The organism is Nostoc sp. (assembly GCF_036917675.1).
Taxonomy (GTDB): domain Bacteria; phylum Cyanobacteriota; class Cyanobacteriia; order Cyanobacteriales; family Nostocaceae; genus Nostoc.
This window is the reverse complement of record NZ_JBALCT010000059.1, coordinates 15,644-41,566: the sequence shown is the minus strand read 5'-3', so window position 1 is coordinate 41,566 and position 25,923 is coordinate 15,644. Positions and strand designations below refer to the sequence as shown.

General features: G+C 43.3%; 23 protein-coding genes and 1 pseudogene. 13 read left to right on the top strand and 11 right to left on the bottom strand.

Features of this window, described 5'->3' with window-relative positions; genetic code table 11:
- Window positions 1-402: 402 nt before the first annotated feature.
- Window positions 403-693 (bottom strand): annotated as a pseudogene (locus tag V7K31_RS22270) (magnesium-protoporphyrin IX monomethyl ester (oxidative) cyclase); the annotation flags it as partial.
- Here V7K31_RS22270 and V7K31_RS22265 point away from each other — a divergent pair.
- Window positions 665-826, top strand: a complete 162-nt coding sequence (locus V7K31_RS22265; protein ID WP_335096890.1) for a hypothetical protein — start codon at window positions 665-667, stop codon at window positions 824-826. The pseudogene V7K31_RS22270 and the gene V7K31_RS22265 overlap by 29 nt on opposite strands.
- A 208-nt stretch (window positions 827-1,034) precedes the next feature.
- Window positions 1,035-2,246, top strand: a complete 1,212-nt coding sequence (locus tag V7K31_RS22260) for a type I restriction endonuclease (protein ID WP_335096889.1) — start codon at window positions 1,035-1,037, stop codon at window positions 2,244-2,246.
- 101 nt (window positions 2,247-2,347) lie between these two features.
- Here V7K31_RS22260 and acsF read toward each other — a convergent pair whose 3' ends face one another.
- Complete coding sequence (acsF, locus tag V7K31_RS22255) at window positions 2,348-3,424, bottom strand: magnesium-protoporphyrin IX monomethyl ester (oxidative) cyclase (RefSeq protein WP_335096887.1); 1,077 nt, start codon at window positions 3,422-3,424, stop codon at window positions 2,348-2,350.
- A gap of 651 nt (window positions 3,425-4,075) precedes the next feature.
- Here acsF and V7K31_RS22250 point away from each other — a divergent pair.
- The 3 genes from V7K31_RS22250 to V7K31_RS22240 all read left to right on the top strand — a co-directional run bounded on the left by V7K31_RS22250 (window position 4,076) and on the right by V7K31_RS22240 (window position 7,262).
- Window positions 4,076-5,779 (top strand): C2 family cysteine protease, encoded by a 1,704-nt coding sequence (locus tag V7K31_RS22250; protein WP_335096886.1) that lies wholly within the window; start codon window positions 4,076-4,078, stop codon window positions 5,777-5,779.
- A 93-nt stretch (window positions 5,780-5,872) separates the two neighbouring features.
- Window positions 5,873-6,382, top strand: coding sequence for a hypothetical protein (locus V7K31_RS22245; protein ID WP_335096884.1), 510 nt, complete (start codon window positions 5,873-5,875; stop codon window positions 6,380-6,382).
- A gap of 382 nt (window positions 6,383-6,764) precedes the next feature.
- Entirely contained in the window at window positions 6,765-7,262 is a 498-nt protein-coding gene (locus V7K31_RS22240) for a TM2 domain-containing protein (RefSeq protein WP_335096882.1), read from the top strand.
- A gap of 42 nt (window positions 7,263-7,304) precedes the next feature.
- On the opposite strand, the gene V7K31_RS22235 is transcribed toward V7K31_RS22240, so the two are convergent.
- Together V7K31_RS22235 and V7K31_RS22230 are read right to left on the bottom strand one after the other, a co-directional pair.
- Complete coding sequence (locus V7K31_RS22235) at window positions 7,305-7,997, bottom strand: DUF2996 domain-containing protein (RefSeq protein WP_335096881.1); 693 nt, start codon at window positions 7,995-7,997, stop codon at window positions 7,305-7,307.
- A 242-nt stretch (window positions 7,998-8,239) separates the two neighbouring features.
- A complete protein-coding gene (locus V7K31_RS22230; protein ID WP_335096880.1) occupies window positions 8,240-9,382 on the bottom strand; it encodes a BMP family ABC transporter substrate-binding protein in 1,143 nt (380 codons plus the stop codon).
- Between the two features lie 252 nt (window positions 9,383-9,634).
- Here V7K31_RS22230 and V7K31_RS22225 point away from each other — a divergent pair, with 252 nt between their 5' ends.
- Window positions 9,635-11,137 (top strand): acyl--CoA ligase, encoded by a 1,503-nt coding sequence (locus V7K31_RS22225; RefSeq protein ID WP_335096879.1) that lies wholly within the window; start codon window positions 9,635-9,637, stop codon window positions 11,135-11,137.
- A gap of 49 nt (window positions 11,138-11,186) precedes the next feature.
- On the opposite strand, the gene V7K31_RS22220 is transcribed toward V7K31_RS22225, so the two are convergent.
- Both V7K31_RS22220 and V7K31_RS22215 read right to left on the bottom strand, forming a co-directional pair.
- Window positions 11,187-11,978 carry a DUF3598 family protein gene (locus V7K31_RS22220; protein WP_335096878.1) on the bottom strand — a complete coding sequence of 264 codons (792 nt, stop codon included), beginning with the start codon at window positions 11,976-11,978 and terminating at the stop codon, window positions 11,187-11,189.
- 83 nt (window positions 11,979-12,061) lie between these two features.
- Window positions 12,062-12,199, bottom strand: coding sequence for a hypothetical protein (locus tag V7K31_RS22215; RefSeq protein WP_335096877.1), 138 nt, complete (start codon window positions 12,197-12,199; stop codon window positions 12,062-12,064).
- 250 nt (window positions 12,200-12,449) lie between these two features.
- On the opposite strand from V7K31_RS22215, the gene V7K31_RS22210 reads away from it, so the two are divergent.
- From V7K31_RS22210 to V7K31_RS22185, 6 genes are all read left to right on the top strand, one after another.
- The gene (locus tag V7K31_RS22210) at window positions 12,450-12,785 is read left to right on the top strand and encodes a hypothetical protein (protein WP_442941354.1); all 336 of its coding nucleotides are present in this window, start codon (window positions 12,450-12,452) and stop codon (window positions 12,783-12,785) included.
- A gap of 130 nt (window positions 12,786-12,915) precedes the next feature.
- The gene (locus tag V7K31_RS22205) at window positions 12,916-13,137 is read left to right on the top strand and encodes a type II toxin-antitoxin system HicB family antitoxin (protein ID WP_335096875.1); all 222 of its coding nucleotides are present in this window, start codon (window positions 12,916-12,918) and stop codon (window positions 13,135-13,137) included.
- Window positions 13,127-13,231 carry a type II toxin-antitoxin system HicA family toxin gene (locus V7K31_RS22200; protein WP_335096873.1) on the top strand — a complete coding sequence of 35 codons (105 nt, stop codon included), beginning with the start codon at window positions 13,127-13,129 and terminating at the stop codon, window positions 13,229-13,231. Before V7K31_RS22205 ends, V7K31_RS22200 begins: the two co-directional genes overlap by 11 nt.
- 190 nt (window positions 13,232-13,421) lie before the next feature.
- Entirely contained in the window at window positions 13,422-14,714 is a 1,293-nt protein-coding gene (locus V7K31_RS22195) for a DNA methyltransferase (RefSeq protein WP_335096871.1), read from the top strand.
- Between the two features lie 190 nt (window positions 14,715-14,904).
- Complete coding sequence (cobJ, locus tag V7K31_RS22190; protein ID WP_335096870.1) at window positions 14,905-16,644, top strand: precorrin-3B C(17)-methyltransferase; 1,740 nt, start codon at window positions 14,905-14,907, stop codon at window positions 16,642-16,644.
- 10 nt (window positions 16,645-16,654) lie between these two features.
- Window positions 16,655-16,933, top strand: a complete 279-nt coding sequence (locus V7K31_RS22185; protein WP_335096869.1) for a hypothetical protein — start codon at window positions 16,655-16,657, stop codon at window positions 16,931-16,933.
- A 5-nt stretch (window positions 16,934-16,938) separates the two neighbouring features.
- On the opposite strand, the gene V7K31_RS22180 is transcribed toward V7K31_RS22185, so the two are convergent.
- The 5 genes from V7K31_RS22180 to V7K31_RS22160 form a co-directional block, all read right to left on the bottom strand.
- Window positions 16,939-18,888, bottom strand: a complete 1,950-nt coding sequence (locus V7K31_RS22180) for a beta strand repeat-containing protein (RefSeq protein ID WP_335096868.1) — start codon at window positions 18,886-18,888, stop codon at window positions 16,939-16,941.
- A 50-nt stretch (window positions 18,889-18,938) separates the two neighbouring features.
- Window positions 18,939-19,403 (bottom strand): integrin alpha, encoded by a 465-nt coding sequence (locus V7K31_RS22175; RefSeq protein ID WP_335096866.1) that lies wholly within the window; start codon window positions 19,401-19,403, stop codon window positions 18,939-18,941.
- Between the two features lie 476 nt (window positions 19,404-19,879).
- Window positions 19,880-20,032: a DUF565 domain-containing protein gene (locus V7K31_RS22170; protein WP_335096865.1), complete on the bottom strand. Its 153-nt coding sequence runs from the start codon at window positions 20,030-20,032 to the stop codon at window positions 19,880-19,882.
- A 110-nt stretch (window positions 20,033-20,142) separates the two neighbouring features.
- Window positions 20,143-23,148, bottom strand: coding sequence for a zinc-dependent metalloprotease (locus V7K31_RS22165; RefSeq protein WP_335096864.1), 3,006 nt, complete (start codon window positions 23,146-23,148; stop codon window positions 20,143-20,145).
- Window positions 23,149-23,363: 215 nt separating this feature from the next.
- Entirely contained in the window at window positions 23,364-23,501 is a 138-nt protein-coding gene (locus V7K31_RS22160) for a hypothetical protein (protein WP_335096863.1), read from the bottom strand.
- A gap of 591 nt (window positions 23,502-24,092) precedes the next feature.
- Here V7K31_RS22160 and V7K31_RS22155 point away from each other — a divergent pair.
- Window positions 24,093-25,862, top strand: coding sequence for a pentapeptide repeat-containing protein (locus V7K31_RS22155; RefSeq protein ID WP_335096862.1), 1,770 nt, complete (start codon window positions 24,093-24,095; stop codon window positions 25,860-25,862).
- Window positions 25,863-25,923 lie beyond the last annotated feature (61 nt).

Genomic DNA, 25,923 nt, shown 5'->3' with positions numbered 1-25,923 from the left:
TGGCGGCACTAATAATTCGTGAATCTATTTCACTATTTTCATAAAGTTTATCCATAGCTTGAGTCAATGTTCTAATTTTTACTTTATCAGAATTAAGGCTGCCTCTTGGTGGTACATGATCATTAGTTAATCTCTCATGTTTACCACAGATATTACATTTTCCCGATTTAGAACCTCTTGTGCGAGCTTTATTCATATCAATAAATATTTAGTATTAATGGCACGGAGACTGGTATTCATCCTTTATAGTTCACTGGGGATTCCTTTTAGAGAGCTAAATTTAGAGTTGCTGCTAACCGCCTAGACCTATTGACGAGTAGTACCCCTTGTGGTAATTTTATGACAAAAAAAGTGGCTCTGCAATCAGCAGAACCACTAAAGCTTTCGCAAACCTGTTATAACTTAACGAACTGCCCCTTGAGCAGAAACAATATCAATCGGCTTCATCAGATACAGCCGCAATAACTGCCAGCCATTGGAGATGTAAAGCGGCAGTTTTTGGAAGAATTGCCGGAATTTGGGAGTGTTGGAATTAGCGATCGCACTCAGCTTCTCATTATTGCTTATACAAGTATCCAAGCGCTGATAAAACTCTGGATTCTCCACATCCAGCATGAGCGGGAACACCCTATCGGCGTTTTCGTTAGTCTTCTGAATAACATGGATGTCGTATTCTCGCGCATCCAGTCCAAGTCAAACCCAACAAAGTCTCAAAAATGTTGGGTTTCGTTCCTCAAACGCCACTTGCTTCTCCCAAGGGGAGACGCTGCGCGAACAAGTCGGGAAACCCGCGCAACACAGTGGCTCCCCAACCTACGCAGATTAACGCTTTTGGGGCTAACTGAACTGTATTGACTTATGAACAGGTCATGAGTGTTACAGACTGGTACTTATTTGGGAATACTTTTATAGGAGTGATAACGAAGGCGATCGCGGTAATACTTTCAATTTAAATCTACTATATCACCTTGCAATCACTTATATTTTACAAAAAATATGTATCAAAAATCATTAATTTACCAGGAGTAAGCAAGATGGGATTCACTGAAGATATTATCAAGCTGTCTGAACAAGTGCGTAAGCGATTTGACCAAGTTGTTGGCGAAGAAGCTACTAAGATGGCACTGATTGTTCCTTTTTTGACTGCTCTTGGCTATGATGTCCATGATCCTAGTGAAGTCATGCCGGAATATGTAGCAGACTTTGCTACTAGAAGAGCAGGACAGTTTGAAAAGGTAGATTACGCTTTAGCTATTAACGGTAGTAAAGTTATGCTCGTAGAGGCAAAAGCCCGTGGTCAAAAAGCTGAAGCACATGATGGGCAACTAAGCCGCTATTTTAATGGGCTTTTGACAACAAAAGTAGCTATCGTCACTAATGGCGTTGAGTACCGTTTCTTTACAGACTTGCGTGATAAAAATATCATGGACAAGGAGCCATTTTTTACTTTTAACATCCTCGAATATGATACTAAAGATATTGATAACCTCAAATTTTTTCACCGTGATAATTTTGAGGTTACAGCTATTACCAACCATGCTGAGGAAATGGTTTATGTAAAAGGCATGACTCAGCTTCTAGGAAATCTTTTACGTTCTCCTTCTGAAGAATTTGTTCGCTTCTTAGTGGCTGAACTCGGTACAGTTGCCCCAAGTTATGAAATTCAAGGTCGAATTACTGGTAAAGTTATTGATAAATTCAAACCAATTGTTAAAAAGTCGATTCAGGGAAGTTTAGTAGAGTTAATGACTCGCTCACTTAGCCAAGAAATAACTCAGCCTGTTGAACTTGAAGTAGAACAAGAGATTGAAGAAGAGGAAAAACAACAAGATTCTGAAGAATCAAAAGTAGTAACAACTGCTGAAGAAATCGCAGCTTTTGAAAAAATTAAAGCAATTACGCAAACTTCAATGAGTTTCAATTTTGAACTGCAATATAAAGATACTGCTTCATACTTTGGGATCAATCTTGGCAAAAGTACTTGGTGGTTTCTGCGGCTGTATCTATCTTCGCAGAAAAAAAGTTTTATTACTCGGCTAAGTGTAGATGAAGTAAAGTCTCTAGCTTCAAATTTTGAAGTGCATGAAGTAACAGCTTCTCTGGGGGATACCGCATCAAAAGTAATTATTTCTTCTGTCAGTGATTTTGATAAGCTTACATCACTGATTCTCAGATGTTACGAAGCAGAAGCATCCAAGCATCAAACATTCACCCCAGATGTAATCAGAATGGAAAAATCAGCTTAACTCAAGGTATCTACTGCAAAACTCTACGCCTACCAACTTTGACAAAAAAAGTGGCTCTGCAATCAGCAGAGCCACTAAAGCTTTCGCAAACCTGTTATAACTTAACGAACTGCCCCTTGAGCAGAGACAGTATCAATCGGCTTCATCAGGTACAGCCGCAATAACTGCCAGCCATTGGAGATGTAAAGCGGCAGTTTTTGGAAGAATTGCAGGAATTTGGGAGTGTTGGAGTTAGCAATCGCACTCAGCTTCTCATTATTGCTTATACAAGTATCCAAGCGCTGATAAAACTCTGGATTCTCCACATCCAGCATGAGCGGGAACACCCTACCGGCGTTTTCGTTAGTCTTCTGAATAACATGGATGTCGTATTCTCGCGCATCCAGTCCAAGGGTGGCATAAAAGTCCTTCCGTTGGATGTCATTAAGATACATTGTCGCAAACACAGATAACAAGAAGAACCGACTCCACAGCCGTGCTTTCCAATCATTCAATATTTGCGGCTGAGATTTCATGATCGCATCAAAGAAATCGCCGTGACGGTTTTCATCTTGACACCAGTTTTCAAAGAATCGGAAGATTGGATAAATCCGGTCTTCGGGATGTGCTTCTAAATGGCGATAAATGGTGATATAGCGCCAATAACCAATTTTCTCAGAAATATAAGTGGCGTAAAAGATGAATTTCGGTTTAAAGAAGGTATAATCGCGGCTCTTAGTTAAAAACCCTAAATCTAAGGAGAGGTTAAAGTCTGACATAGCTTTGTTCAAAAAGCCAGCGTGACGCGCTTCATCCCGTGACATCAGGTTAAAGCACTCTGCCAAGACGGGGCTTTTGCCTTTCAAGCGACGACCAAGTTCTTTATACAGCAAAAAGCCAGAAAACTCTGCCGTACATGAACGTTCTAGAAACTCAACGAACAATCGGCGAGTTTCTCCATCAATATGATCCCAGGATTGTTCAAACTCGGCATCCCGAACAAAGTGATGGCGGTTGTAGTCAGTGCGGAACTCTTCGAGAATGGCTCTTAACTCATCTTCGTTGACGGAGATATCCATCCGCGCCATTTCATCAAAATCGGTAGTATAAAACCGAGGTGTTAACAAGGTTTCTTTTGCCGGGACTTTAATCCCTGGCCGGATTTCTTCAAAGCCTGGTTTTTTGAGGGAATCTACCATGTCTTGATTGCTCTTTCGTCTTTATTTTGAATACACCCTTCGCGTTCGGCAGTTCTTCATGGGGGAAAACCCCTTTAAGCGACTGCCTCACCAAAAACCCAAGGGTAATGCTCTGGCAAGGCGCAACAGCCGACAATAATCCATTTGTATAAAGTTTAGTCTACCAAGGTGTGGGTTACAAATTATAAGCAAAACATTAAGAGTTGCAACATTGATTCAATGTTTGCGGAATCAAAAATCAGACAGGACTTATGCAACTGGCACAATGCGATCGCTCTTTGATAGTACATAAGTATTATTTAACTAGTGCGTAAGTCCTGCCAGAGGAAAATTCCAGTAGTGAAGAAGAATAGTTTCTGTACCTAAAGGGGCGCATGTCGCCCCTTTAGAATTTTTTCTTTAACTTACACAGAGTTACGAGGATCATCATGTATTACTTTAAGAATTAATTACGTACGTATATCTTTACAATATAAAGTTACGATATATACTAGCTTTACAGTATTTTCATCAAGGATTAAGTAGTATATAGGCATAAGTATTTGCGAGCTTAATTTTTCCGAGTCACAAATATTTGACTTTCAACCTTTGAAATTGCAAAGGCTGTCTGATTCGTTTTGCCAAAATACCTAGCTTTAAATGGAGTAATCTATGTTTTCTAGCCAAAATAATCTCATCAATACAGATAGTGTTCTCGGAAATAATTCAAATATCAATTTATCTAGCACCGAGAATAGCTATGGGTTGAATGTAAATCACAATAGCAATCATTCTTCAGGTTTAGGAACTTCCTCCCTGTACCAAGATGACATCAATGGCATCCGAGATATTTCCGGCACAAGTATTAGTTTAGTAATCACACTTTCTTCTGGTGATAGTCAACCAGACTTAATAGTTCAAAATGTCTCTGCACCAAGTACGACAACAGTTGATAGCACCATCCAACTTAACTATCAAGTCAAGAACCAAGGTAATGCTAGTGCAGATTCTAGCGACAGCAAGTTCTATCTCTCCAAAGATGCCACTCTCAGCAGTGATGATCTGTTTTTTAAATCTGATTCTGTTACCAAAATTGGTGCTGGTGGTGTTAGTTCTGAATCAGTCGCACTCACCATTGCTAATGGCACTGCTCCTGGGAAATATTATCTGCTTTCTCAAGCCGATGGTTATGGTTACGTAGCTGAAAGCAATGAAATCAATAATGTTTTTGCTAATGCTATTACAGTGCAAGGGACTAATGCTAATACAGTGCAAGGGACTAATGCTAATACAGTGCAAGGGACTAATAATGACTGGTATAGTCAAAATCTGAAAGACGCAGGATTGATTAGTTTAACTCGCTCTCTGGCAGCAGACGGGAATTTAAGTAGAAATGATATGATTTCTCTGTTCCATAAAGCTGAAGATCGTAGCGTAATTGATGCGACTGAATTGGTTGATCTTCGCACCATTGTTAGTAATTCCAGCCGCTTTACCATGCTAGATAATGTTCGTGTTCTCTCAGACGATGTAGTGAATGGGAATACAGCGAACCAATCGTGGACGGGAGGTAGCACAAGTAAGACAACACTAGGAAACCTTTTTGCTGGTAGTAGTACTGCACAAATGGAAAAATTGATTGGCAAGTGGTTCTTAGGAAGCGATCGCCCCACAGCATTCGACAATACCCCATATCAAGCAATCAGTGGGTCTTTATTCCAAAATGGTATTAGTGCAAATGATATTAAGCAAGGTGCTTTGGGAGATTGTTATTATCTGGCTACCCTATCTGCCATAGCTCAGAAAAAGCCTAACGACATCAAAAATATGTTTATTGACAATGGTGATAATACTTTCACCGTTCGTTTCTTTAATAGTGGTGTAGCCAACTACGTCACAGTTGATCGATATTTACCCACTAATGCTGGACAGTTAGTCTACGCTAGTCCAGGTAGTTCCTACAATAATTCTAACAATGAATTATGGGTAGCCTTGGCAGAAAAAGCCTATGCTCAATTGGGTGAGTTAGGTTGGAGTCGTCCTGGTTCTACCACGAATGCTTACCCTTCTATTGAGGGTGGCTGGATGGATTATGCAACTCGTCAAGTAACTGGCTTGGATGCCACTAGCCAACAAGTTAATAACATGACTAAAACTCAGCTAATTGATTTAGTCCGTTCCAACAAAGTATTAACTGCTGGGTTTATTAATGGTGCAAATTACGGCGTAGTTAACGATCATTCCTATAGCGTTACTAGTTACAATGCAGAAAATGGAACATTTAAACTCAGAAATCCTTGGGGACATCAAGACGCTAACGTAACATGGAATCAATTGCTCAATCTCAACGCATATTTTGCCTGGTCAAAGACTTAACTCTGATTAAGGGATGATATTTTCTCTAATTTTCGGTGGGGATGACTAGCTTCATCCTTCTCGGATTTTACTCAAGACCATTTTCTAGTAATTATGATGAAAATATCTTTGATAAGTTTTATTGCTTTACTGGTTGTAGCGGGGTCAACTAACGCTTGTGCTATTCCTGCCACCCATGCTCAAAGTCAAACTCATTCTGCATCTAAACATAGAACAGCTATGAAAAATAACAATAGTTTGATTAAAAAAGTAACCCTGATTGCTAGACAAGAAAATTTACCGCCTTTGGGTATTCCTCATAATCCAGAACGGAATATTGGTTTTGCTTCTGTCTTTATCCGCTTAGAGAATCCTGAAACTAACAGTGTCACTGTCAAAATTTCTCAAGTTGAAATCCATAATCTCTTAGATGGCAAATTACAAAATTTTCAGTCTCAGTATAAAGAAATTGAGTTAAAACCTCTAGAAAATTCTGAGGTTGTTGTGGAATTGACTAATAAAAGCGGCTATACAGGACATGATCGAGTCAAAGCAGTAGTTACCTATCATATAGAAAATCAAAGTAAGACTATAGAATCAGAAGCTATTGCAGTTAATCTTTAAAATGATTGATTTGGCTAAAACCAGTCAAAAATTCCCCTCCGCCCTCTGATAACGATTTGCATTTATAGCAATTTTCGCTTAAGTGAAATACAAAGAAAATTTGCCTACCTTTACAAGGAACTGAGAGCAGCTTATCTGGTCAGTTGAGATGGTAGCTGGATTTATGCCATGCTGTACTAGGATCTCAGTGATTTTCTGTAGTTGTTGCTACAATACATTCAGAGGTCTGATCATCAGTTGCTCATCTTTAAATTAACAATCTATGACTGGCACGATTACTTAAAACTTCTAATTACTCTCGCTATCCATGCTGATATCAAAGAAAACAGTATGGAAAAAATATCTTAGACAACAAGAGTAAATCCAAAGAGTTGAAAATAAGATGAATCTTGAAAACAATCAGCAGCAGAAAGACCGACTTCTTATTTCTTACATCTTGTGTGCAGTCGGATTTTTCGGGGTGGGAGGGCTGCACCGCTTGTATAATGGCAAGATCGGGACGGGTTTGTTGTGGCTGTGTACTTTTGGTTTGTTTTATGTAGGGCAGATCGTGGATCTGCTTCTCATCCCCAACATAGTTGACGAATACGAACGCAACCTGAGACTAAAAGCAGGTGTATCTCCCCTCGGTGTGCCTTTAAATCAAGCAGTGATTGCCTCTCAAGTCCACCGCCCAACTGGTAACGATCTCATGATTAAACTGATCGAAGCCGCGGAAAGCAAGGGTGGTATTTTAACTGTCACTCAAGGAGTGAAGTTCAGCGGAGCTAGCTTTGCTGAAGTCGAAGGTACTCTCAAGGAGATGTACAAATCAGGTTATGTGAAAATAGATAACGACCCCAATACTGGAGCCGTTACCTATCATTTCCACGAACTTTAAACAACTGTCATTAGTCATTTGTGAAAAACTAATGACTAATGACTAATTTATCCCTAGCCATTTTTGACCGTCTAAGCGCTGAACTAAGCCAAATACCAACAAATCGAGTGTAATTCTGCGCTCATCAATTAAGAATGACTCAAGAGTACTAGGTTTTTTGCCTTCATTACAGGAAAACCCCTTTTTCCCTTGAATATCTTCTTCGGGGAAATACAGGTTAAACTGACGCAAACCTATTTCTGACCAACTGCCGATAATTTGCCAGCATTCTTCGGCGGATTCAAAGCCAGTGATTGGCACCTTCTGCTTGGCAAAAGACACCTGTAAATCTTTCACGCCTTGTTGAGCGATCGCTTTTTGTAAAGCTGGTAAGTAGTCTTGCTCAATGAACTGTACAAATGGCTTATCTTCAACAGCTGGGGCTTTTTCCTTTTTGGCGGCTTTAGCTGCGGCTGCGGGTTTTTCTTCTGTTGCGGCGGCGGGTTTTTCGCCTACTGCGGATTTAGCTGCGGCGGCGGGTTTTTCTCGCTTGGGTGGTACAGCAGCTGGTTTAGCAGCATTGGGGTTATCTTCGGGGTTTGCGGCTTTCGGATCTGGCGCGTTGGCAGTAGGAATGTCTGTGGCTTCGGGTGAGTCTGTACTAGGAGCGTGTTCTTGGGCGACACTGGGAGCTTGTTTGTCAACAGTGCTGGGAGCTACTTCTCCCGCTTGATTGTGATTGGTTTGGTCTGCCATTGCTCAGGTCAATCCTTTAATCTAGCAATGTGAGCGATCGCTCACCTTGAAATATCGGGTATTTTTATTTTGACATACTAATGCAGCAGGGCAAAAATAACTGTCCAGTTAGAAATAACCCAAAAAAAGATAAATTATACTACTGCTTAACAATAAGCTGTTACGCTTTGAGTCTGCACGCCATCACCAGTCAGAAAGCTGACTGTAATTTTGTTTCTTAATTTTTAATTTTGAATTCCTTACTATGATTTCCCTTTGGGAATTGACCCTTCAATTCCCTCAACATACCAATCCATCGCCAGTTGTCCCCGATCATCTAACAGCTTACCCGTTGGCACTCGCACCACCCCTTTTTGGTCTTTCACCGGGCCATCAAAAGGATGTGCAGTACCCTGAATAAACTGATCACGCTTCGCATTCACCAGCTCTTGCACATCAGCCGGAATCGCCTGATTCATCGGGGAAATATCCACCATTCCTTGACCAATGCCATCCCAAACCTCTTGAGACTTCCAGGTATTACTCATCACAGCCAAAGCTGTATCTGTATAGAATTTGCCCCATTTGTTAATAGCTGATGTCAGGTGAGCTTTTTGACCAAACTTACTCATATCACTGTTGTAGCCAAAAGCATAAATCCCTTTTTCCTCAGCCAATTGAACCACAGCACCAGAGTTGGTATGCTGCGTTAGTATATCCGCACCTAAATTGACCAAAGCTTGAGCCGCTTCTCTTTCTTTAGCTGGATCGTACCAACTTTGTACCCAAAGTACCTTAACTTTTGCTTGGGGATTTGTTAGCCGCACTCCTTGAGTGAATGCACTGATTCCCCGAATTACTTCTGGAATTGGATATGCGCCAATAAAACCAACTACATTTGATTTTGTCATCTTGCCAGCAATCATGCCGGTTAAGTAACGCGGTTCTTCAAAGCGTCCTAGATAAGTGCCGACATTGGCAGTACGTTTGTATCCTGTACAGTGTTCAAAGACAACATCACCAAACTCCTTGGCAACTTTAATTGTTGGGTTCATGTACCCGCAGGAAGTTGTAAAAATCAACTTGTTACCATCTAATGCGAGTTGGCGAATTACCTTTTGGGCGTCAGCACCTTCGTTGACATTTTCGACAAATGTAGTTTTTACCTGATCTTGAAGATTGGCTTCCATATCTCTGCGGCCTAAATCATGGGCATAAGTCCAGCCAAAATCACCCACAAGACCGACATAAACAAATCCCACCTTGAGAGGTTCATTTACCGCCACAGGTGACGCTGAGGGAGACACCTCACCCGGCGATTTGGAATTTTTACCTTGAACACAACTAGTTAAAGCAAAACTAGATCCTGCTAAAGTGACATACTTTAGAAAATTCCGACGATCCATATTTTCTCGATGGGGTTTAGTTGCTGAAAAAGATTTTTCTGATTTCCAGTAGCGATAAACACACTATTGACTTAATTTTAGCTTTAGTTTTTTGCCGTCAACTTACTTACGAAAGGAAGCGAATAATGGTTGGATTGGGCATTGGGCATTGGGCATGGAGACAAGGAGGACAAGGAAAGAGTTTCTTTACCAATGCCCAATCCCTTTTACTAACAACTCCCACAAGGAGATGCGGTTTACTGGAGGTTTTTAATGAACTTATTTGAGCTTTTAGCAGGGGAAGACAATCATCTAGCCCTAGTTACACCTGGGGGGCGATCGCTAACCTATAAGCAATTGCGCGAGAATGTTGTGGGACTGGTATCGCAACTCAACAGCTTTGGATTGAAACCGGGCGATCGCATTGCCATTGCCATGACTAACGGTTCACCAATGGCTATTACCTTTTTGGCTGCCTCCCTATGTGGCACTGCTGCACCCTTGAATCCCAAATACAAACAAGAAGAATTTGCCTTCTACTACGAAGATACCCAAGCAAAAGCACTGATTACGTTGTCCGAGGGGACAGAAGCAGCGATCGCCGCCGTCACACCCGACATGATGCTGATTAATGCCAAGGTAAACACTGACGGTACATTAAGCTTTGAATTAGTCAAAACAGGCTCAGAACCAGCAGAATCCTCGAATCCTGCAACCCCCAACGCCGATGATCTGGCGATGATTCTTCACACTAGCGGCACCACCAGCCGTCCGAAACGTGTACCGATTCGTCATCGTAACTTAATCGCCTCAGCCAACAACATCATTGGTGCTTACTCACTCACCGCAGATGACACTACACTTTGCCTAATGCCTCTGTTCCACGTTCACGGATTGGTAGGCTGTTTGCTGGCAACTCTGGCATCGGGCGGCACACTAATTTGTCCCAATGGTTTTAATGCCTTGGAGTTTTGGAAACTGGTAGATACCTATAAACCCACCTGGTATTCCGCAGCGCCAACCATCCACCAGACAATTTTGGCACGCGCTAGCCGCAATACAGAAATTGTCAAAGCTAATCGCTTTCGTTTTATTCGCTCTAGTAGCGCTTCCTTGCCCCCGATTATCATTGAACAGCTAGAGGCAACTCTCAATGCTCCTGTGGTGGAATCTTACAGCATGACTGAAGCTTCTCACTTAATGACCACCAACCCCCTACCGCCAAAAGTCCGGAAACCAGGTACTGTAGGTTATGGCTTCGGTGTGGAAGTGGGCATTATGGACTCCGAAGGCAACCTATTATCTCTCTTAAGCTTGGGCGAGGTGGTGGTAAAAGCACCCAATGTCATCGATGGCTACGAAAACAACCCCCAAGCTAATGCCACAGCTTTTGTAAATGGTTGGTTCCGCACAGGAGATCAGGGCACACTGGATGCAGACGGCTACCTCCGCTTAACTGGACGCATTAAAGAATTGATTAACCGGGGTGGGGAAAAAATTTCTCCCTTAGAAGTGGATGATGTTTTGCTGCGCCATCCCGCCGTCGCTGAAGCCTTGGCGTTTGCCGTCCCCCACAAATCTTTAGGAGAAGATATCCACGCGGCTGTTGTCCTCAAGGCAGAAGCTGGTGAAAAAGAACTTTTAGCCCACTGTTCAACCATGCTCGCAGACTTCAAAGTTCCTAAGCAAATTCACATTTTGGATCAACTACCTCGTGGTGCTACCGGCAAACTTCAACGGTTGGCTATGGCGAAATTGCTGAATATAGGGCAGTAGGGAAATGAGCCTTTGAGATTGAAAGTTGAGTCTTGACCCTTGTTTGGTTTTATTGTTCTTGTAGCCTAAAAACTTCGGAAATCAACATGGCGAATGCTCCCAAATTATCATATTTAGCTGTCAGCCTTTTATACTCGTTTTTCGTAACCAGCTTACCAGATACTATCTCAAATTCTTCTCCAATCTTCACCTTTTGAGGTACATTGACAGCAATATCATCTGGCAAAGATATCGTCTTATTTTTTGGTTGTGTTGGCTCTAACACAAGCTCTTGATTTTCTGCTGAAGCGGATATTTGTAAATCACTATTCATATACTCTTTTTGTCCGCTCCACTTTCCAGACAACTTTTGTATTTCGGCTTTGGCTGGCCTATTGGCAAAGCTATTTAGATGCTCGCTAACGGTCGTAATTCTCTCTAAATCGCCACTCTCAGCATAGATAATAGCTACACTAGTTCGCCAATCTTGATATCGGAAAAATAACTCTGTAGCAAATTTTTTTCCAGCTTCCAGTTTTTTTGATACCCAGGCAGTTTTACCCTCACCAAAGGACACTGCGCTCATAGACAAAAATGTTGGGTAAATGACTCCATCAGGTTGACTACAAATTTGCTTTTCAATCTGCCAGTTTTTTTCTAATTCCGTTCCATCAGAGTAGCTGTATTTATTAGTTTGGGTAATCAATGTTTTCTCTTGATTAGCTTGAAATTTTCTGACAGCTTTAAATGAATTCAGAACTTCTTTATCTAGAGAATACACCGTCCATATTCCGTGCCAAGCACTACCTTCTGTCGTGATATATCCAAATAAATTTTCCCAGTTTTTATCTTGTGGATTCATCGTTTTTCTGATTGAGAAGTTGACAAAAGCTTTTTAGTATTCCTATTATACGATGGCTACAGGTGTTAGATATTCCTTCGCTCTCATTGGGGGTGTGGTGGACTGCGATCGCCCCTAATGTCGCCCCTAATGCTCTCCACACTGCTACCCCTGCCAAAATCGCCTAGAATGCCCGTCACTCCACCAATGGCTACCTTTTCCTTGACATCTATTTTGGGCATTGGTGCGATCGCAATGTTATAAGATAAGTAATTTTGCCAAAAGTAAGCGATACACTAAGATAAATTCCTTGAGGAAGCTTTGATGGCACGGCAAAACGCGGTTAAAAATGAAACGTCTGCACAGGAATTGCCGACAATTTCAGAGAAAGATACAGTGAAAATTGAAGATTCGCCTGCACAGGAATTGTCTACAAATTCAGAGAAAGATACAGTGAAAATTGAAGATTCGCCTGCACAGGAATTGCCGACAATTTCAGAGAAAGATACAGTTAAAATTGAAGATTCTCCCGAACCAGTGGAGGATGTCCAGGATATTGACGACATCTTGAACTCACTCAAAAGCTTACTGAGTAACCTAGAAAAGCTCCAAAAAGTCCGGCTGGAGGTGGGGGACATCAAACCGTTGATTGGGCGGATGCTTGATGGAGAACTGGTTGCTGGTGAAGAACTTGAGCAACTTAAGGCAGGTGTGAGCAGTCTTTCTCGTCTGGTTCGGGCTTATAATGACCATCAAGTAGCGTTGGCTAAAGCACAACCTGCGAGAAATTTGCTAGATCAAGTCCTCAAAGAGCGTAAAGCTAATTGAAACAAGAAGCGATCGCCTTTTTTGAGAAAATGCGATCGCACCCCTAATTACTCAAATGCTTAAACACACATCGGCTGATCGTGATATATCGCTGTAAACTGAAGGTGTAACTCAAACTTCAGTCCATCCAATGAAGTCTTTACAAGACTACACCACTGTTATCCGTCCCGATAACAATGGTACATTTGTCGCTTATGTACCAGCAATTTCCGGTTGTCACGCTTGGGGACAAACGCCAGATGAGGCGCGGGCTGAACTTGTCTATGTTTTTGAAATGATTCAGGAAGAATACGAAGAACAAGGACGTTCTCTATCCGAAGACGTTGAACTGGTAATTGCAAATGCCAGCTAAAGCCAGTGAATTAGAACGGGTGGCGGGGAAACTCGGTTTTGAGAAAGTGCGACACAAAGGTAGTCATGCTCGTTGGCAACATCCAGATGGATGAGCAATTACAATTCCTATTCATGGTAATGCTGAAATTGGTAAGTGGTTATTTTATGAAATTCTCAAGCAGTTGAGTATTACAGAAGAATATTTTAACCAGCTGCGATAAATACTGTGTACCAGTATTGCAAATCCGCATTTTACATATTTACTATCAAGCGATCGCTTAATAAACAATAATAAATATCTACATGAATCAACAATTAGAACTGCCATTTAATGAATTGTCTTCTTGCACTTCTAAATCCTTGGACAGTTCATCTACATTCATTAATAACATGAAATTGCCAGTTCATCGCTGGTTTAGATTTAGTGCAGGTTTCTCTGCACAATGGGTAGAAACTATAATTTCTCAAGCTAAAGAACGAGGAGAAATTACTGTATTAGATCCCTTCTCTGGTTCTGGTACAACCTTACTTGCATCTGAAAAGCTTGGAGTTGAATGCTTGGGAATTGAGGCTCATCCCTTTGCTGTGCGTATAGCAAGAGCTAAACTTTTATATCAAACTGACGCGGATGCCTATCTTGAACATATAGAAAAAGTTATAAAAATTGCCGAAAATGTTAAGCCCTGTTTAGAAACATACCCAAAACTGATTCATCAATGCTTTAGTATATCTTCACTTGAATCTCTAGATAGATTACGCCAATCTTGGGAAAAACTTGCTGATGATTCATCTGAATCTCAGTTAGTTGGGTTAACACTTGTATCAATTCTTCGTCATGTTTCTCATGCTGGAACTGCACCTTGGCAATACATTTTACCAAATAAAAAGAAACAATATTATTTAGATACAATGTCTGCTTTTAGACTAATGGCAGAGAGTATAGCTACAGATATGAGAATTGCCGGAAAAATGGCGGTTTCTGTTGCTACACTTATTCAATCTGATGCTCGGACTTGCCAGGGTGTACCTGATAATTTTGCCAACTTGGTAATCACATCACCACCGTATGCTAACAACTATGACTATGCGGATGCTACACGTCTAGAAATGTGTTTTATGAAAGAAATTTCCGGTTGGGGTGATTTACAAAGTGCGGTGAGGCAATACTTAATTCGCTCATGTTCGCAGCACGTAACCAATAAGAATGTAAATATCGATGAAGTTCTAGCATCTCATGAACTATATCCAATCAAAGCTAATATTATCGAAACCTGCCATAAATTGTCCCAAGAACGACATTTACATGGAGGTAAAAAGAATTATCATTTGATGATTGCCTGCTATTTTTTGGATATGGCTAAAGTTTGGATAGCACTTCGCAGAGTATGCAAAAGTCCTGGAAGAGTTTGCTTTATGATTGGTGATTCTGCTCCCTATGGTGTTTATATTCCGGTGATTGAATGGATGGGTTTATTAGCACAAGCAGCAGGGTTTGAATCTTTTAATTTTGAAAAAATTCGTGACCGAAATGTGAAGTGGAAAAATCGCAAGCATAGAGTTCCTCTTTGCGAAGGTTGTTTGTGGGTTTACGGATAGGGTAATCACAACACAAATTATTTTTTGATAAAGGTCAATGGATTTATACATAATAATTTGGAGCAAGAGAGTGGTTTGCTAGGTTGCTTTATGTTGAGAAAATAAATTGGCAGGATAGGGAACAACTCAAGAAGCGATCGCCTTTTTCCAAAAAGTCTAAAAAATCTCAAATTTTGCAAGATATCTACTTATGATCATGAACGTTGCACCCGCCATTGTAGTACTAGGTCAAAATAGCGTCACAGTAGCACGCAAAATAATCAGCGTCCTACCAGGGGCGACGCTATACGGTCTAGCGGGACGCACATCTGGAGTTGATGTCAGCTTTACTAATTTTGGCGAGACGTTGCGCGAGTTATTTGTCCAGAAAACGCCGCTAATTGGCATTTGTGCCGCCGGAATTTTAATTAGGACGCTAGCTCCCCTACTCTCAGACAAACAACAGGAACCACCAGTGCTAGCTGTCGCTGAAGATGGTAGTGCTGTTGTCCCCCTCTTGGGCGGACTTGGTGGGGTAAACGATTTGGCACGCCGCATTGCCGAAGCCCTTGATGTCAAACCGGCAATTACGACCACAGGCGACTTACGTTTAGGCACAACGTTGTTGTCTCCTCCCCCCGGATACCATTTAGCAAACCCAGACGATGCGAAGAAATTTATCTCAGATTTGCTAGCCGGGGCAGAAGTCAAACTTGAAGGCATAGCACCTTGGTTGAGCGATAGTAAACTGCCTATAAATCCAAAAGGAGATTTGACCATCCAAGTTACGGAACGTTTGGTGACTCCTACAGCCAACTGCCTTGTCTACCACCCCGCAACGATCGCGATCGCAATTAGTGACATCATTGATGATCCAGTAACTTTAGTACAGCAGCTACTAGCTGATGCCAAACTAGAAAGAACATCAGTCGCCGGGATATTTGCACCCATTACCGCCGCAGCCAATCCAGCAATCCATGCCGTAGCTAGCGCCTTGGGAGTGCCTACCCGCTTTTTTACCCCAAATCAGCTAGAAAGTCTGTTATCAAAAGGTTATAGCCCCGCCCAAGCCGCAGCGATAGCCGCTACAGGCACATTCCCCATTACTCCCGCATCTGCCCAGATTGCGATCGCCATTGCCCCTCAACCAATTGACCTCAACATCACAGGTCAGCCACGCGGACGGTTAGCGATTATTGGCACAGGCCCAGGTGGATTACAATGGATGTCAAAAGAAGTGAAGGAGATACTCAGGTCGGCAACTGACCTAGTGGGTTACAAAACTTATTTAGATTTAGTTGGTTCTCTGGCTGATGGCAAACAACGGCATGAGTCCGACAACCGCGAAGAAGAAGCACGGGCAAAAGTGGCTCTTGATTTGGCAGCATCTGGGCGATATGTAGCTGTAGTTTCATCTGGCGACCCCGGTATATATGCAATGGCAACAGCAGTTTTTGAAGTATGCGATCGCTATGCCAAACCTGAATGGGATAGTATCGACATTCATGTGGCACCAGGCATCTCAGCCATGCAAGCAGCCGCCGCCGCCATTGGTGCGCCCCTTGGACATGACTTCTGTGCTATTTCCCTCTCTGACATCTTGAAACCTTGGTCTGCGATCGCACAACGAATTACTGCTGCTGCTGAGGCTGATTTTGTCATTGCTTTCTACAATCCTGTTTCCAAAGAGCGTACCTGGCAACTAGCAGAAGCCAGAAATATTTTGCTGCGACATAGAACACCCGATACACCAGTAGTATTGGCACGGAATCTTGGCAGACCAGGACAGACGGTGAAAGCGATCGCACTTGATGAATTAGCACCAGCCAACGCTGATATGCGGACAATTATTCTCGTTGGTTCCACAAAAACCCGAACCATCAAGCGCCGCGATGGTAATATCTGGGTTTATACGCCGCGTCGGTATACCGAACAGCAGGTATATATTTAGGACTTACGCATTGACAAGGATTCGTTTCAAAGCTCCCGCCAAGACCTTTGCTGCTCCCGCCAAGACCTTTGCTGCTCCCGCCAAGGCGTTTGCTGTTTCTGCCAAGACGTTTGCTGTTTCTGCCAAGACGTTTGCTGTTTCTGCCAAGACGTTTGCTGTTTTCGCCAAGACGTTTGCTGTTTCCGCCAAGGCGTTTGCTGTTTCCGCCAAGACGTTTGTTATTTCCGCCAAGACGTTTGCTGTTTCCGCCAAGGCGTTTGCTATTTCAGCTTGGAACTCGGTATTTTAGACAAACTACGCTTGCAGCACAAAATCAGATGCGGTGAGAGTCGGCGCACTAGTTAGAGTTGCAAATAGACCACCGCTACCAAAACCCGCCGCATCGCCGTTTTCGTTGTAGAACAATTGCCCACTCACACCGTCGTAGACAATTTTCGCTGTGCTAGTCTCTGGTGAATTCGTGACTTCAAAATCACTCTTATTACTAAAACCTGTTCCGGCACCAGAGGTAATTGCACTAAAAGTAGTCTTATCTAGTACAATCTTGTCACCTTGGCAACAGTTGAAGTCCCTAATGGTATCTACACCAACAGCAGTCAGGTCAAAAGCAGCATCGGTGTTGTAAAGGAATCTGTCAGCACCTATACCACCAACGAGAATATCATTGCCGACACCACCCACAAGAGTATCATTACCTTCTCCACCGATGAGAATATCATCGCCACTACCGCCCCGCAACAGGTCATTGCCACTTAAGCCATTAATGATGTCATTACCCCCTTGACCATTAATCACATCATTAGATTTGTCAAAACCGGCAATATTATTGTTTAAGTCATTCAGGAAAGTGATAGTGTTTTTGTTGAAAATGCGGGTTTGAGTCGAATTGGCATTAATCACATCAAAGCTGTCGGCAATGCTGGTTTGTCCATCAAATAGGATATTGCCAATCGCTGATTGTAAAAAAGTTGCTGATAGGTTATCCAGGTTTTCTAAGAGGAAGTTTTGCAGAGTTACTTTGGTGGATGCCACATTTTCAAAAGTGACTTCTAAGTTGTTACCATTTTCAGTGAGTTGCAGATTTTGGGCAGTCAAGCCGTTACCTGTAAATTGCAGTGTATCAACATTGTTAATTACTGCTGCTTTGAGAGTCACAGCCTCTAATGGATTTGAGCCTTTACCTACGCCAGCAAAATCGGTGATAATGTCATTGCCATCGCTTGGACGAATAATAAACTTATCTTGACCACCGTTGCCTGTCAGGGTGTCGTTACCAGCTTTGCCGTCGATTATGTTGTTTCCACTTGTACCTACAAGAGTATCTGTACCAGCAGTCCCCGTCAGGTTAATGGTGCTGCCCCTACCGATATTTTTCCCCCCAAATACCACGTAGCTCTGCCCCGACGGGGACGAGTCGCCGTTGAGGTAGACATTAGGTGCCCCGATAATCAGGTCAGCGATGCCGTCACCGTTGACATCTCCGGCACTGCTGACAGAAAAACCTGAACCGGAACCCACGATGCCGTTGATGGCGAAGCCATTAGCGCCGTTGAGGCTAGAAAGGTTGAGTGTGGGGCTAAAGCCTGTGCTCTTGCCAAATACCACGTAGCTCTGCCCTGAATCATAACCGTTGGGGGAGGCATTTGGTGTCCCGATAATCAGGTCAGTGATGCCATCATCGTTGACATCTCCGGCACTGCTGACAGAAATGCCTGAGTTGTCACCTGACTTGATGCCGTTGATGGCGAAGCCGTTAGCGCCGTTGAGGCTAGAAAGGTTGAAAGTCCGGCTAAAACCTGTGCTCTTGCCAAATACCACGTAGCTCTGCCCTGAACCATCGCCGTTGGGGTCGGCACCAGATGCACCGATAATCAGGTCAGCGATGCCGTCAGCGTTGACATCTCCGGCACTGCTGACAGAATCACCTGAATAGTCAAACGCCTTAATGCCGTTGATAGCGAAGCCGTTAGCGCCGTTGAGGCTAGAAAGGTTGAGTGTGGGGCTAAAGCCTGTGCTCTTACCAAATACTACGTAGCTCCGCCCTGAATCATAACCGTTGGGAGAGGCACCAGATGCCCCGATAATCAGGTCAGCAATGCCATCGTCGTTGACATCTCCGGCATCGCGGGTGACAGAATCACCTGAACTGTCACCCGCGATGCCGTTGATGGCGAAGCCGTTTGCGCCGTTGAGGTCTGAGAGATTGAGAGTGGGGCTAAAGCCTGTGCTCTTGCCAAATACCACGTAGCTCCGCCCAGAATAACCATTCGGGTCGGAACCATATCCCCCGATAATCAGGTCAGCGATGCCATACCATTGACATCTCCGGCACTGCTGACAGAATGACTTGAACTCTCACCCGCGATGCCGTTGATAGTGAAGCCGTTAGCGCCGTTGAGGCTAGAAAGGTTGAAAGTGGGGCTAAAGCCTGTTCTCTTGCCAAATACCACGTAGCTCCGCCCTGACTGGAAGCCGTTGGGAGAGGCACCGTATGCCCCAATAATCAGGTCAGTGATGCCATCATCGTTGACATCTCCGGCACTGCTGACAGAATCACCTGAACCGTCACCCGCGATGCCGTTGATAGTGAAGCCGTTAGCGCCGTTGATGTCCAAAAGGTTGAGAGTGGGGCTAAAGCCTGTGCTCTTGCCAAATACCACGTAGCTCCGCCCTGAAGCATTGCCATTGGGGGAGGCATGGGATGCCCCAATAATTAGGTCAGCGATGCCGTCTGAGTTGACATCTCCGGCACTGCTCACAGGCAAGCCTGAACCGTCACCCGCGATGCCGTTGATAGTGAAACCGTTACTGCCGTTGAGGTCAGAGAGATTTAATGATGAATAAACCATGATTTTCTCCTGTGTTTGTAGTGATTGAGTAAGTAGGTAGGCGTAATTAAATATAAGATCAAACCTCACCCTCAATCCCTCTCCGTGAGTTCGGAGAGGGAAGCCGGAGGCAAAGTGAGGTTTTATATTTAATTTGACCCACTTACTTATTCGTCAGCCTTGCTCAATGGAATTCGCAGCTAGACAAACTCGAATTGCCTACGCAAACTCACAAAAAATTCCCGTTTTCAAACCTGTTTCCCGTTTGTAATTCGTAATGACGCTCGAAGACTCGCTACCGCAACGCTTACGAAATAAATATTTATTTTTTTTTCCATGCTTAAAAGCAGGGGCTTGGAACCTTCTGTGCTGAGTCTTTTATTACTTTTTTACTCAGCACTCGTTACTCAGCACTGTTTCGGTGAGTCTATTAAGAGCGATCGCCTTTCCAAAAAGCTGCGACTATAAAATATCCGGTTGGTAATTTCCGTCAACAATACTAAAAAACCAGCTATCAGAATGTCGAATACACCCTGTTGACCAGATGAGAATTTACGCATTGACAGAGAAAAATAAATATGTATCGCGGAAAAACCATATTTCTCGTAGGGGTAAAGCGCATTGTGCTTTACCCCTACCCCACGGTTAATTTATCGGTATATTAATCTTTCTAATTCGCTTGCAACGGAGCGTTTAAGACTTTCTCAATGCGATCGCGTGTTTCTAATAAGTGCGCTTTCGTGTATTCATCATCGGAATTAACCTGCTTGAGTTGTTCATCCAATTGTTTTAGTTTATACCACGCCATCGTGCGAGCATCTTCTGGAACATATTCTTTCCGTAACACCATAGCCGTCAAAATGTTCAGGTATTCACGCTGCAACCCTCGCCGCAAACTAGAAATCTTCGTTAATTTACCTTTTGGTTTAATTACTTCTGTCCAGATATCTGACTGCAAAGTGTCAAATAATTCTGGAAGAGTCAGTGCTTTTCCGGGCTTTGTTTTGAGTTCAATATCCTTAAGGCGAGAGAGGCGATCGCCTGAGAGTAAATCCCGCAACACAGAACTTTGTATGAGTAGCACCAAGTCATGAATTGGATAATCCAAACGGCCAACTTGCGGATAACTACCCCAATGTCGCCAACGGGAAGGTGCTAATTTATTCAGTAGCTCTGGTGAAAAACTCAGGGCATCTTCTGCAAACACATACTTTTGCAGCGTTTGTAAAGCTTGGCGTTGTTGTTCAACTGGTACTGGTTCAAATGGTAATCGGTGTTGGACAAGTTTATTAGAAGCTATGTCGCTAGGGTGAATGCGATAGAAAGACTGTCCCCCGATGTATTTTGTGGTGTAATAGATTTGCTGGAAATAGTTACCCAATACTGTGCCAAAACGTTCGCTCACATCGGTGTAACTATCACCAGCCAGGGGGTAACGCTTATCCAGACGTTTCCACATCACCCGCGAATTATTCAACTGCCACTGAGAATAAAGCAGGACATTGCTGCTGTTATCCCAAGCATTGGCTGTGGGGTCAAGGTCATACACATCTTCATCTGTGGAATAACTCAACTCTGGCTTGTAGGATTGTGCAGCAATTTCTTCCAAAATTGGCTTTTCTGCTATGGGAGTTGATGTCTGAATTGGCATGTAGCCGTACTTAATCGCCCATTCATCATAAGGCCCCACCATGCTGGGAAAATAATCTCCCTGCTTTGTACCTTGAGGAGCAATATTTGGGGGAATGTAGTCCATCACGGAACTTGTCAGACCTTTAGTTTTGGTAATTTCCGTATTATTCATCTCCTGTGGTGCTAGCAGTGTACTACCACGGAAGTTATGGCGTAAACCAAGAGTATGTCCAACTTCGTGAGCGATGATTAAACGTATATATTGATTGATATATTTTTTCATCTGATCAGGAGTGGCCATGCTATCAGGTAGCAGTGACATCGCCAATGAACCAAAGGCAAACTGGTTAGCAGCTTCCATCCCATAGCATAAATCATACTCGCCTGCCATTTTCGATAAACGACTCAACAACAGGGGTTGTTCTTGCATCTGTTGAGGGACACCATTGTTTTTCGCATCTAAACCATTGGCGCAAAGTAGACGATTTTGCATCAAAGCTGATAAAGTAGTGCGATTTTGTGTTTGGCTGGGTTGGACGATTTTGCGATAATCATTCTTGAGTGCCCGAATAAAACTGGCATCTACGAGAATGTCTGCATCCAAAATTTCCCCAGTCAATGGGTTAACGCGAGATGGCCCCATTGCAAAATAACCATCGACTGTGTTAATCCAGCGAATCGTGTTGTAACGAATATCTGCTGGGTCCCATGTCGCGTCATCGGGCATTTGGCGGACTTCAATTGCATCTTTGAATCCAGCTTTCAGAAAGGCTTTGTTCCACATCAGGACGCCTTCTTTCATCGGCTCGCGGTACTCTAAGGGCACAGCGTTATCAATCCAGAAGACAATCGGTTTTTTGGGGGGAGAAATTACTGCTTTTGAGTCTTGTTTTTCCAAATGCCAGCGATTGATGTAGCGGACAAAAGAATCGCCGCCATCGTCTTTGGATAAATCTTGGTAGGCGGTGATAAAATAGCCGATGCGATCGTCAGCAAGGCGCGGTCGATAATCTTGATTGGGTAGTTGGGAGAGACTGTAATGGACACGCAGGGTAAAGCCACGCTTGTCAGCTAGCGACGCAAAGTTTGGTATTTCACTCTCGTGGCCAGCGCCACCAGAGAAATTCAAAACTGACTCAATTTCTAAGTTTTGGGGAAAAGCTTTAGCAGTACCAAAATAGGATTGGTCAGTCGTTCCTGGTACTCCTAAATTTACAGATAATCCAGCCAAGTCTGTCAGCAACAAATCGCCTAAGTCGATGAGAATAGTTTTGCGTTGTGGATGAATGCTTTTAATGGAAATGGTGTAGAGAACAGAGTCACTAAAAGACCGAGCTAGCGATCGCACCTGGGGATCTCCCTCACGAGTGCGAAAATTCACATTGCGAATCACAAAGTTTAGTTTATCATCCACCCGTTGGAAATAAAACAAAAAATCTTGCAAAGGCATACCACTGTAAATACCCCGTTCGCCAATGCCCGATTCCAAGGTTGTTGTAGCTAGGTAATTTTTATTAAGTTGCTCTGGCTTAATTTCTAGATAAATTTTATTCTTTTCTTTATTACGATAAAGGGTGAACAATCCCCCTAACTTTTGGGTGTCTTTGATTACTTCGTCAAACGGCTGTAAAACATCCTTTGCTGGCGGTTTAGCACTAGAATTAGGCTTTGAATTCGGTTTTTGTGGTGATTTTATAGCTAGCAAAAATGGTTGCTGTCCTGCTTTTTTCAGGTCTTTTATTACCCAAATAAACGGTTGAGCCTGTGCGTATTTATTTTGATTAATTACCCAAACTTGCCCTGACGGTAGCCTCTGTTTCGGGGGAATATTTATACCCTTTGCCGATAACGCTGAGATTTTAGTTGAAGAAGTTTCTGTCGTTAACTGACTAGAGGATTTTTGTCTACTTCTGTTCGTAACCACGGCTTCTACAACCCGTACAGCCTGATGGGTGGTTGACAAATCTGGATCAACTCTGTTAATAGATGGTGACTTGGCGCTAGCCGTTGCTATTCCTAAAAACAAACTATGTAACAAAATCATATAAAAGGTTAATCTATTCTTCATCCCATCTATACCCGATAATTATCCCGTAGTTAATTTTTAACTTTTACAAAGCTATATAGCCTGCTTTTTGCCGATTCTCTTAGCTGTTTTAGATTAAACAGCAAACTTTAGACTTCAATTTTAGTTGCCATTTTCAGCTTTATCGGAAATTAAAGGGTTTAAGACCAAACACACGTAGCTCGGAGTCGGAGTCACTCCGCCTCCCGCAGTCGCCACAACTTTGCCGAGGCATTCCGTTGGGCGGGTAATGCCCGACTTCCCTGCAATATAAGTAAGGTACACGCAGCGTCTTTGACAGGAGAAGGAACTGCCGTGAGGAAAATACGCAAGGCGCTGCTCTTTTGATGTAACTCTCTTAAATTTTGGTTTTACTATCGGATTTTTCCTAACAATTGCGTCTCCAACAAATAGCAAGTATTATTCTTACATTCAGACTCATAAATTTCTGTAAAAAAAAGCATAATAAATTAGCCAAAACCGGAAAATTACTTGATTTTGGAAACAATTTTTAAGCTAACACTTTATTTAGATCACCAGAATAAACTTGAAGCTAAGTAGGTAGGCGTAATTAAATATAAGATCAAACCTCACCCTCAATCCCTCTCCGTGAGTTCGGAGAGGGAAGCCGGAGGCAGGGTGAGGTTTTATATTTAATTTGACCCACTTACTTACTACAGATTAGTGAGAAGTCGCCCTCGACAACGCCGTTGGTATAGCCCACACAACTCTTGGAGACGCTCTTGCTAGCAAGAGTACGACAAAGCTCTGTTACCGTCGCAGACATCACCAACAGATGATGTTTTTCGTGTAGTATTTATTGATACTATTAATTTTTGGCAGTGAGAAGCAAACTAGCATAGAAAAATTTTTAATTTCAGAATTATCAAAACAATAATTAAAATGTAACAACGGACACAAAAATGTCAACATATTTATCTCAAGTCTGGCTGCTGCTGAGAAGTTATGCCAGAGGTACAAGGTTACAAGAGATGCCAAAGACGACATCGCCAGAAACCGAAGCAGTTTTACCTCCAGGAAAAAGTATTAAAGAACCAAACAAAAGTGTTAAATTTGCTCAAGATAATTTGCCAGAAGATTTATGCTCTTTAAGACTGCAAGAGAGCTTAGAAAAATGGACAATATCAAAGAGCGGTTTGACTTCTAAGATCGACGATCGCACATTGGGCATTTTACCCTCTGGATTTTATTTTAGAGTGTGCGATCGCCAGATGCATGAAGAGATTTACGATTTACTGGGCAATGGGGCCCTCAAACCAGAAATAGTCAACCAACTAATGGAATTGGTTGTGACTTGTAAAAAAGTTCACCTAGAACAGCTTTTCTGGCGGCTAGAAGATTTTTATCGTCGCTGGTGTCAGGGAGAATTTATCGATGGGACACCAGATGAAAACCTACCTCAGCAAACAAAGTTAAAGCTAGCAGCACAAAATATTGCTCTTGGGCTGAGACAGGTAGACATATATACAGGGCTGAACGTACTGATTTTACTGTTAGAGTTACACCGCTACGCCCAAGAGCGAGATGAACTCAAACAAAAAATCACCTTCTATCCATCTTCTCAACCAGACACAGATAATTTTTTCACATCCCAACTGCTGCGGATCATCAACTATAGCGATGCCTTAGAAATTGGCAACTTTAGCAGTATAGTCGGGCAATTCCTCAAAGGCGGCAACTTTCGGGGTGCATACCTGGGCGATGCCAACCTCACCGGGGCAGACTTTAGCGGTGCCGACCTCAGCCGTGCATACCTCGGCGATGCCAACTTAACTGGCGTAAACTTTAGCGATGCTAACCTTAGCAGTGCCAACCTCGGCGATGCCAACCTTAGCGGTGCCAACCTTAGCGGTGCCAACCTTAGCGGTGCTGACCTCAGCAGCACCAACCTCATCGGTGCTAACCTTAGCTGTGCCAACCTTAGCCGCGCCGACCTCAACCGCGCCGACCTTAGTAGTGCCGACCTCAACCGCGCCGACCTTACCAGTGCCGACCTCAACCGCGCCGATCTCAGCAACACCAACCTTAGCCATGCTGACCTTAACAACGCCATCCTTTTCGGTGCGAATCTAAGTGAAGCCAACCTCCGCAGCGTCAGCCTTAACCATGCCGATCTCTGCCGCGCCGACCTCAGTGGTGCTGATTTGAGTCACGCCATTCTCAATGGTACTAATCTCAGTGACACAATTCTTTTCAGTACCAACCTCAGTGATGCTATCCTCATCGCCGCCGACCTCAGCTACGCCAAACTTAACGGCGCCAAGCTTAACAATGCCAGACTTAACGGCGCAATGTTCTTAGGTGCCGACCTCAGCGGCGTAGACCTGAGTCGGGTGATTCTCAACGAAGCCGACCTCAGTGGGGTGATTCTTAGCGAAGCCGATCTCAGTGGTGCCGACATCACCGACGCTATCCTGTTCGGTACAGACCTCAGCTATGCCAACCTTAACAGTGCTAACCTCAGTGGCAGTAACCTCAGTGGTGCTATCTTCAATGGCGCGGATCTCAGTCACAGTAATCTCAGCTATGCCATTTTGGGTGGTGCTGACCTCAGCGATGCCAATATGGAAAAAATGACTTGGGGTAAAAAGCAGCAGTGGGAAGATGTGCGGGGATTAGAGACAGCAGTTAATGTGCCGGAGGGGTTGAAAGAAGAACTGGGACTGCATTGAGATCAGAAACAGTTCTGAGTTTGCTAACTCTACATCAGAGGGTTATATCCTGCTTGCTAGA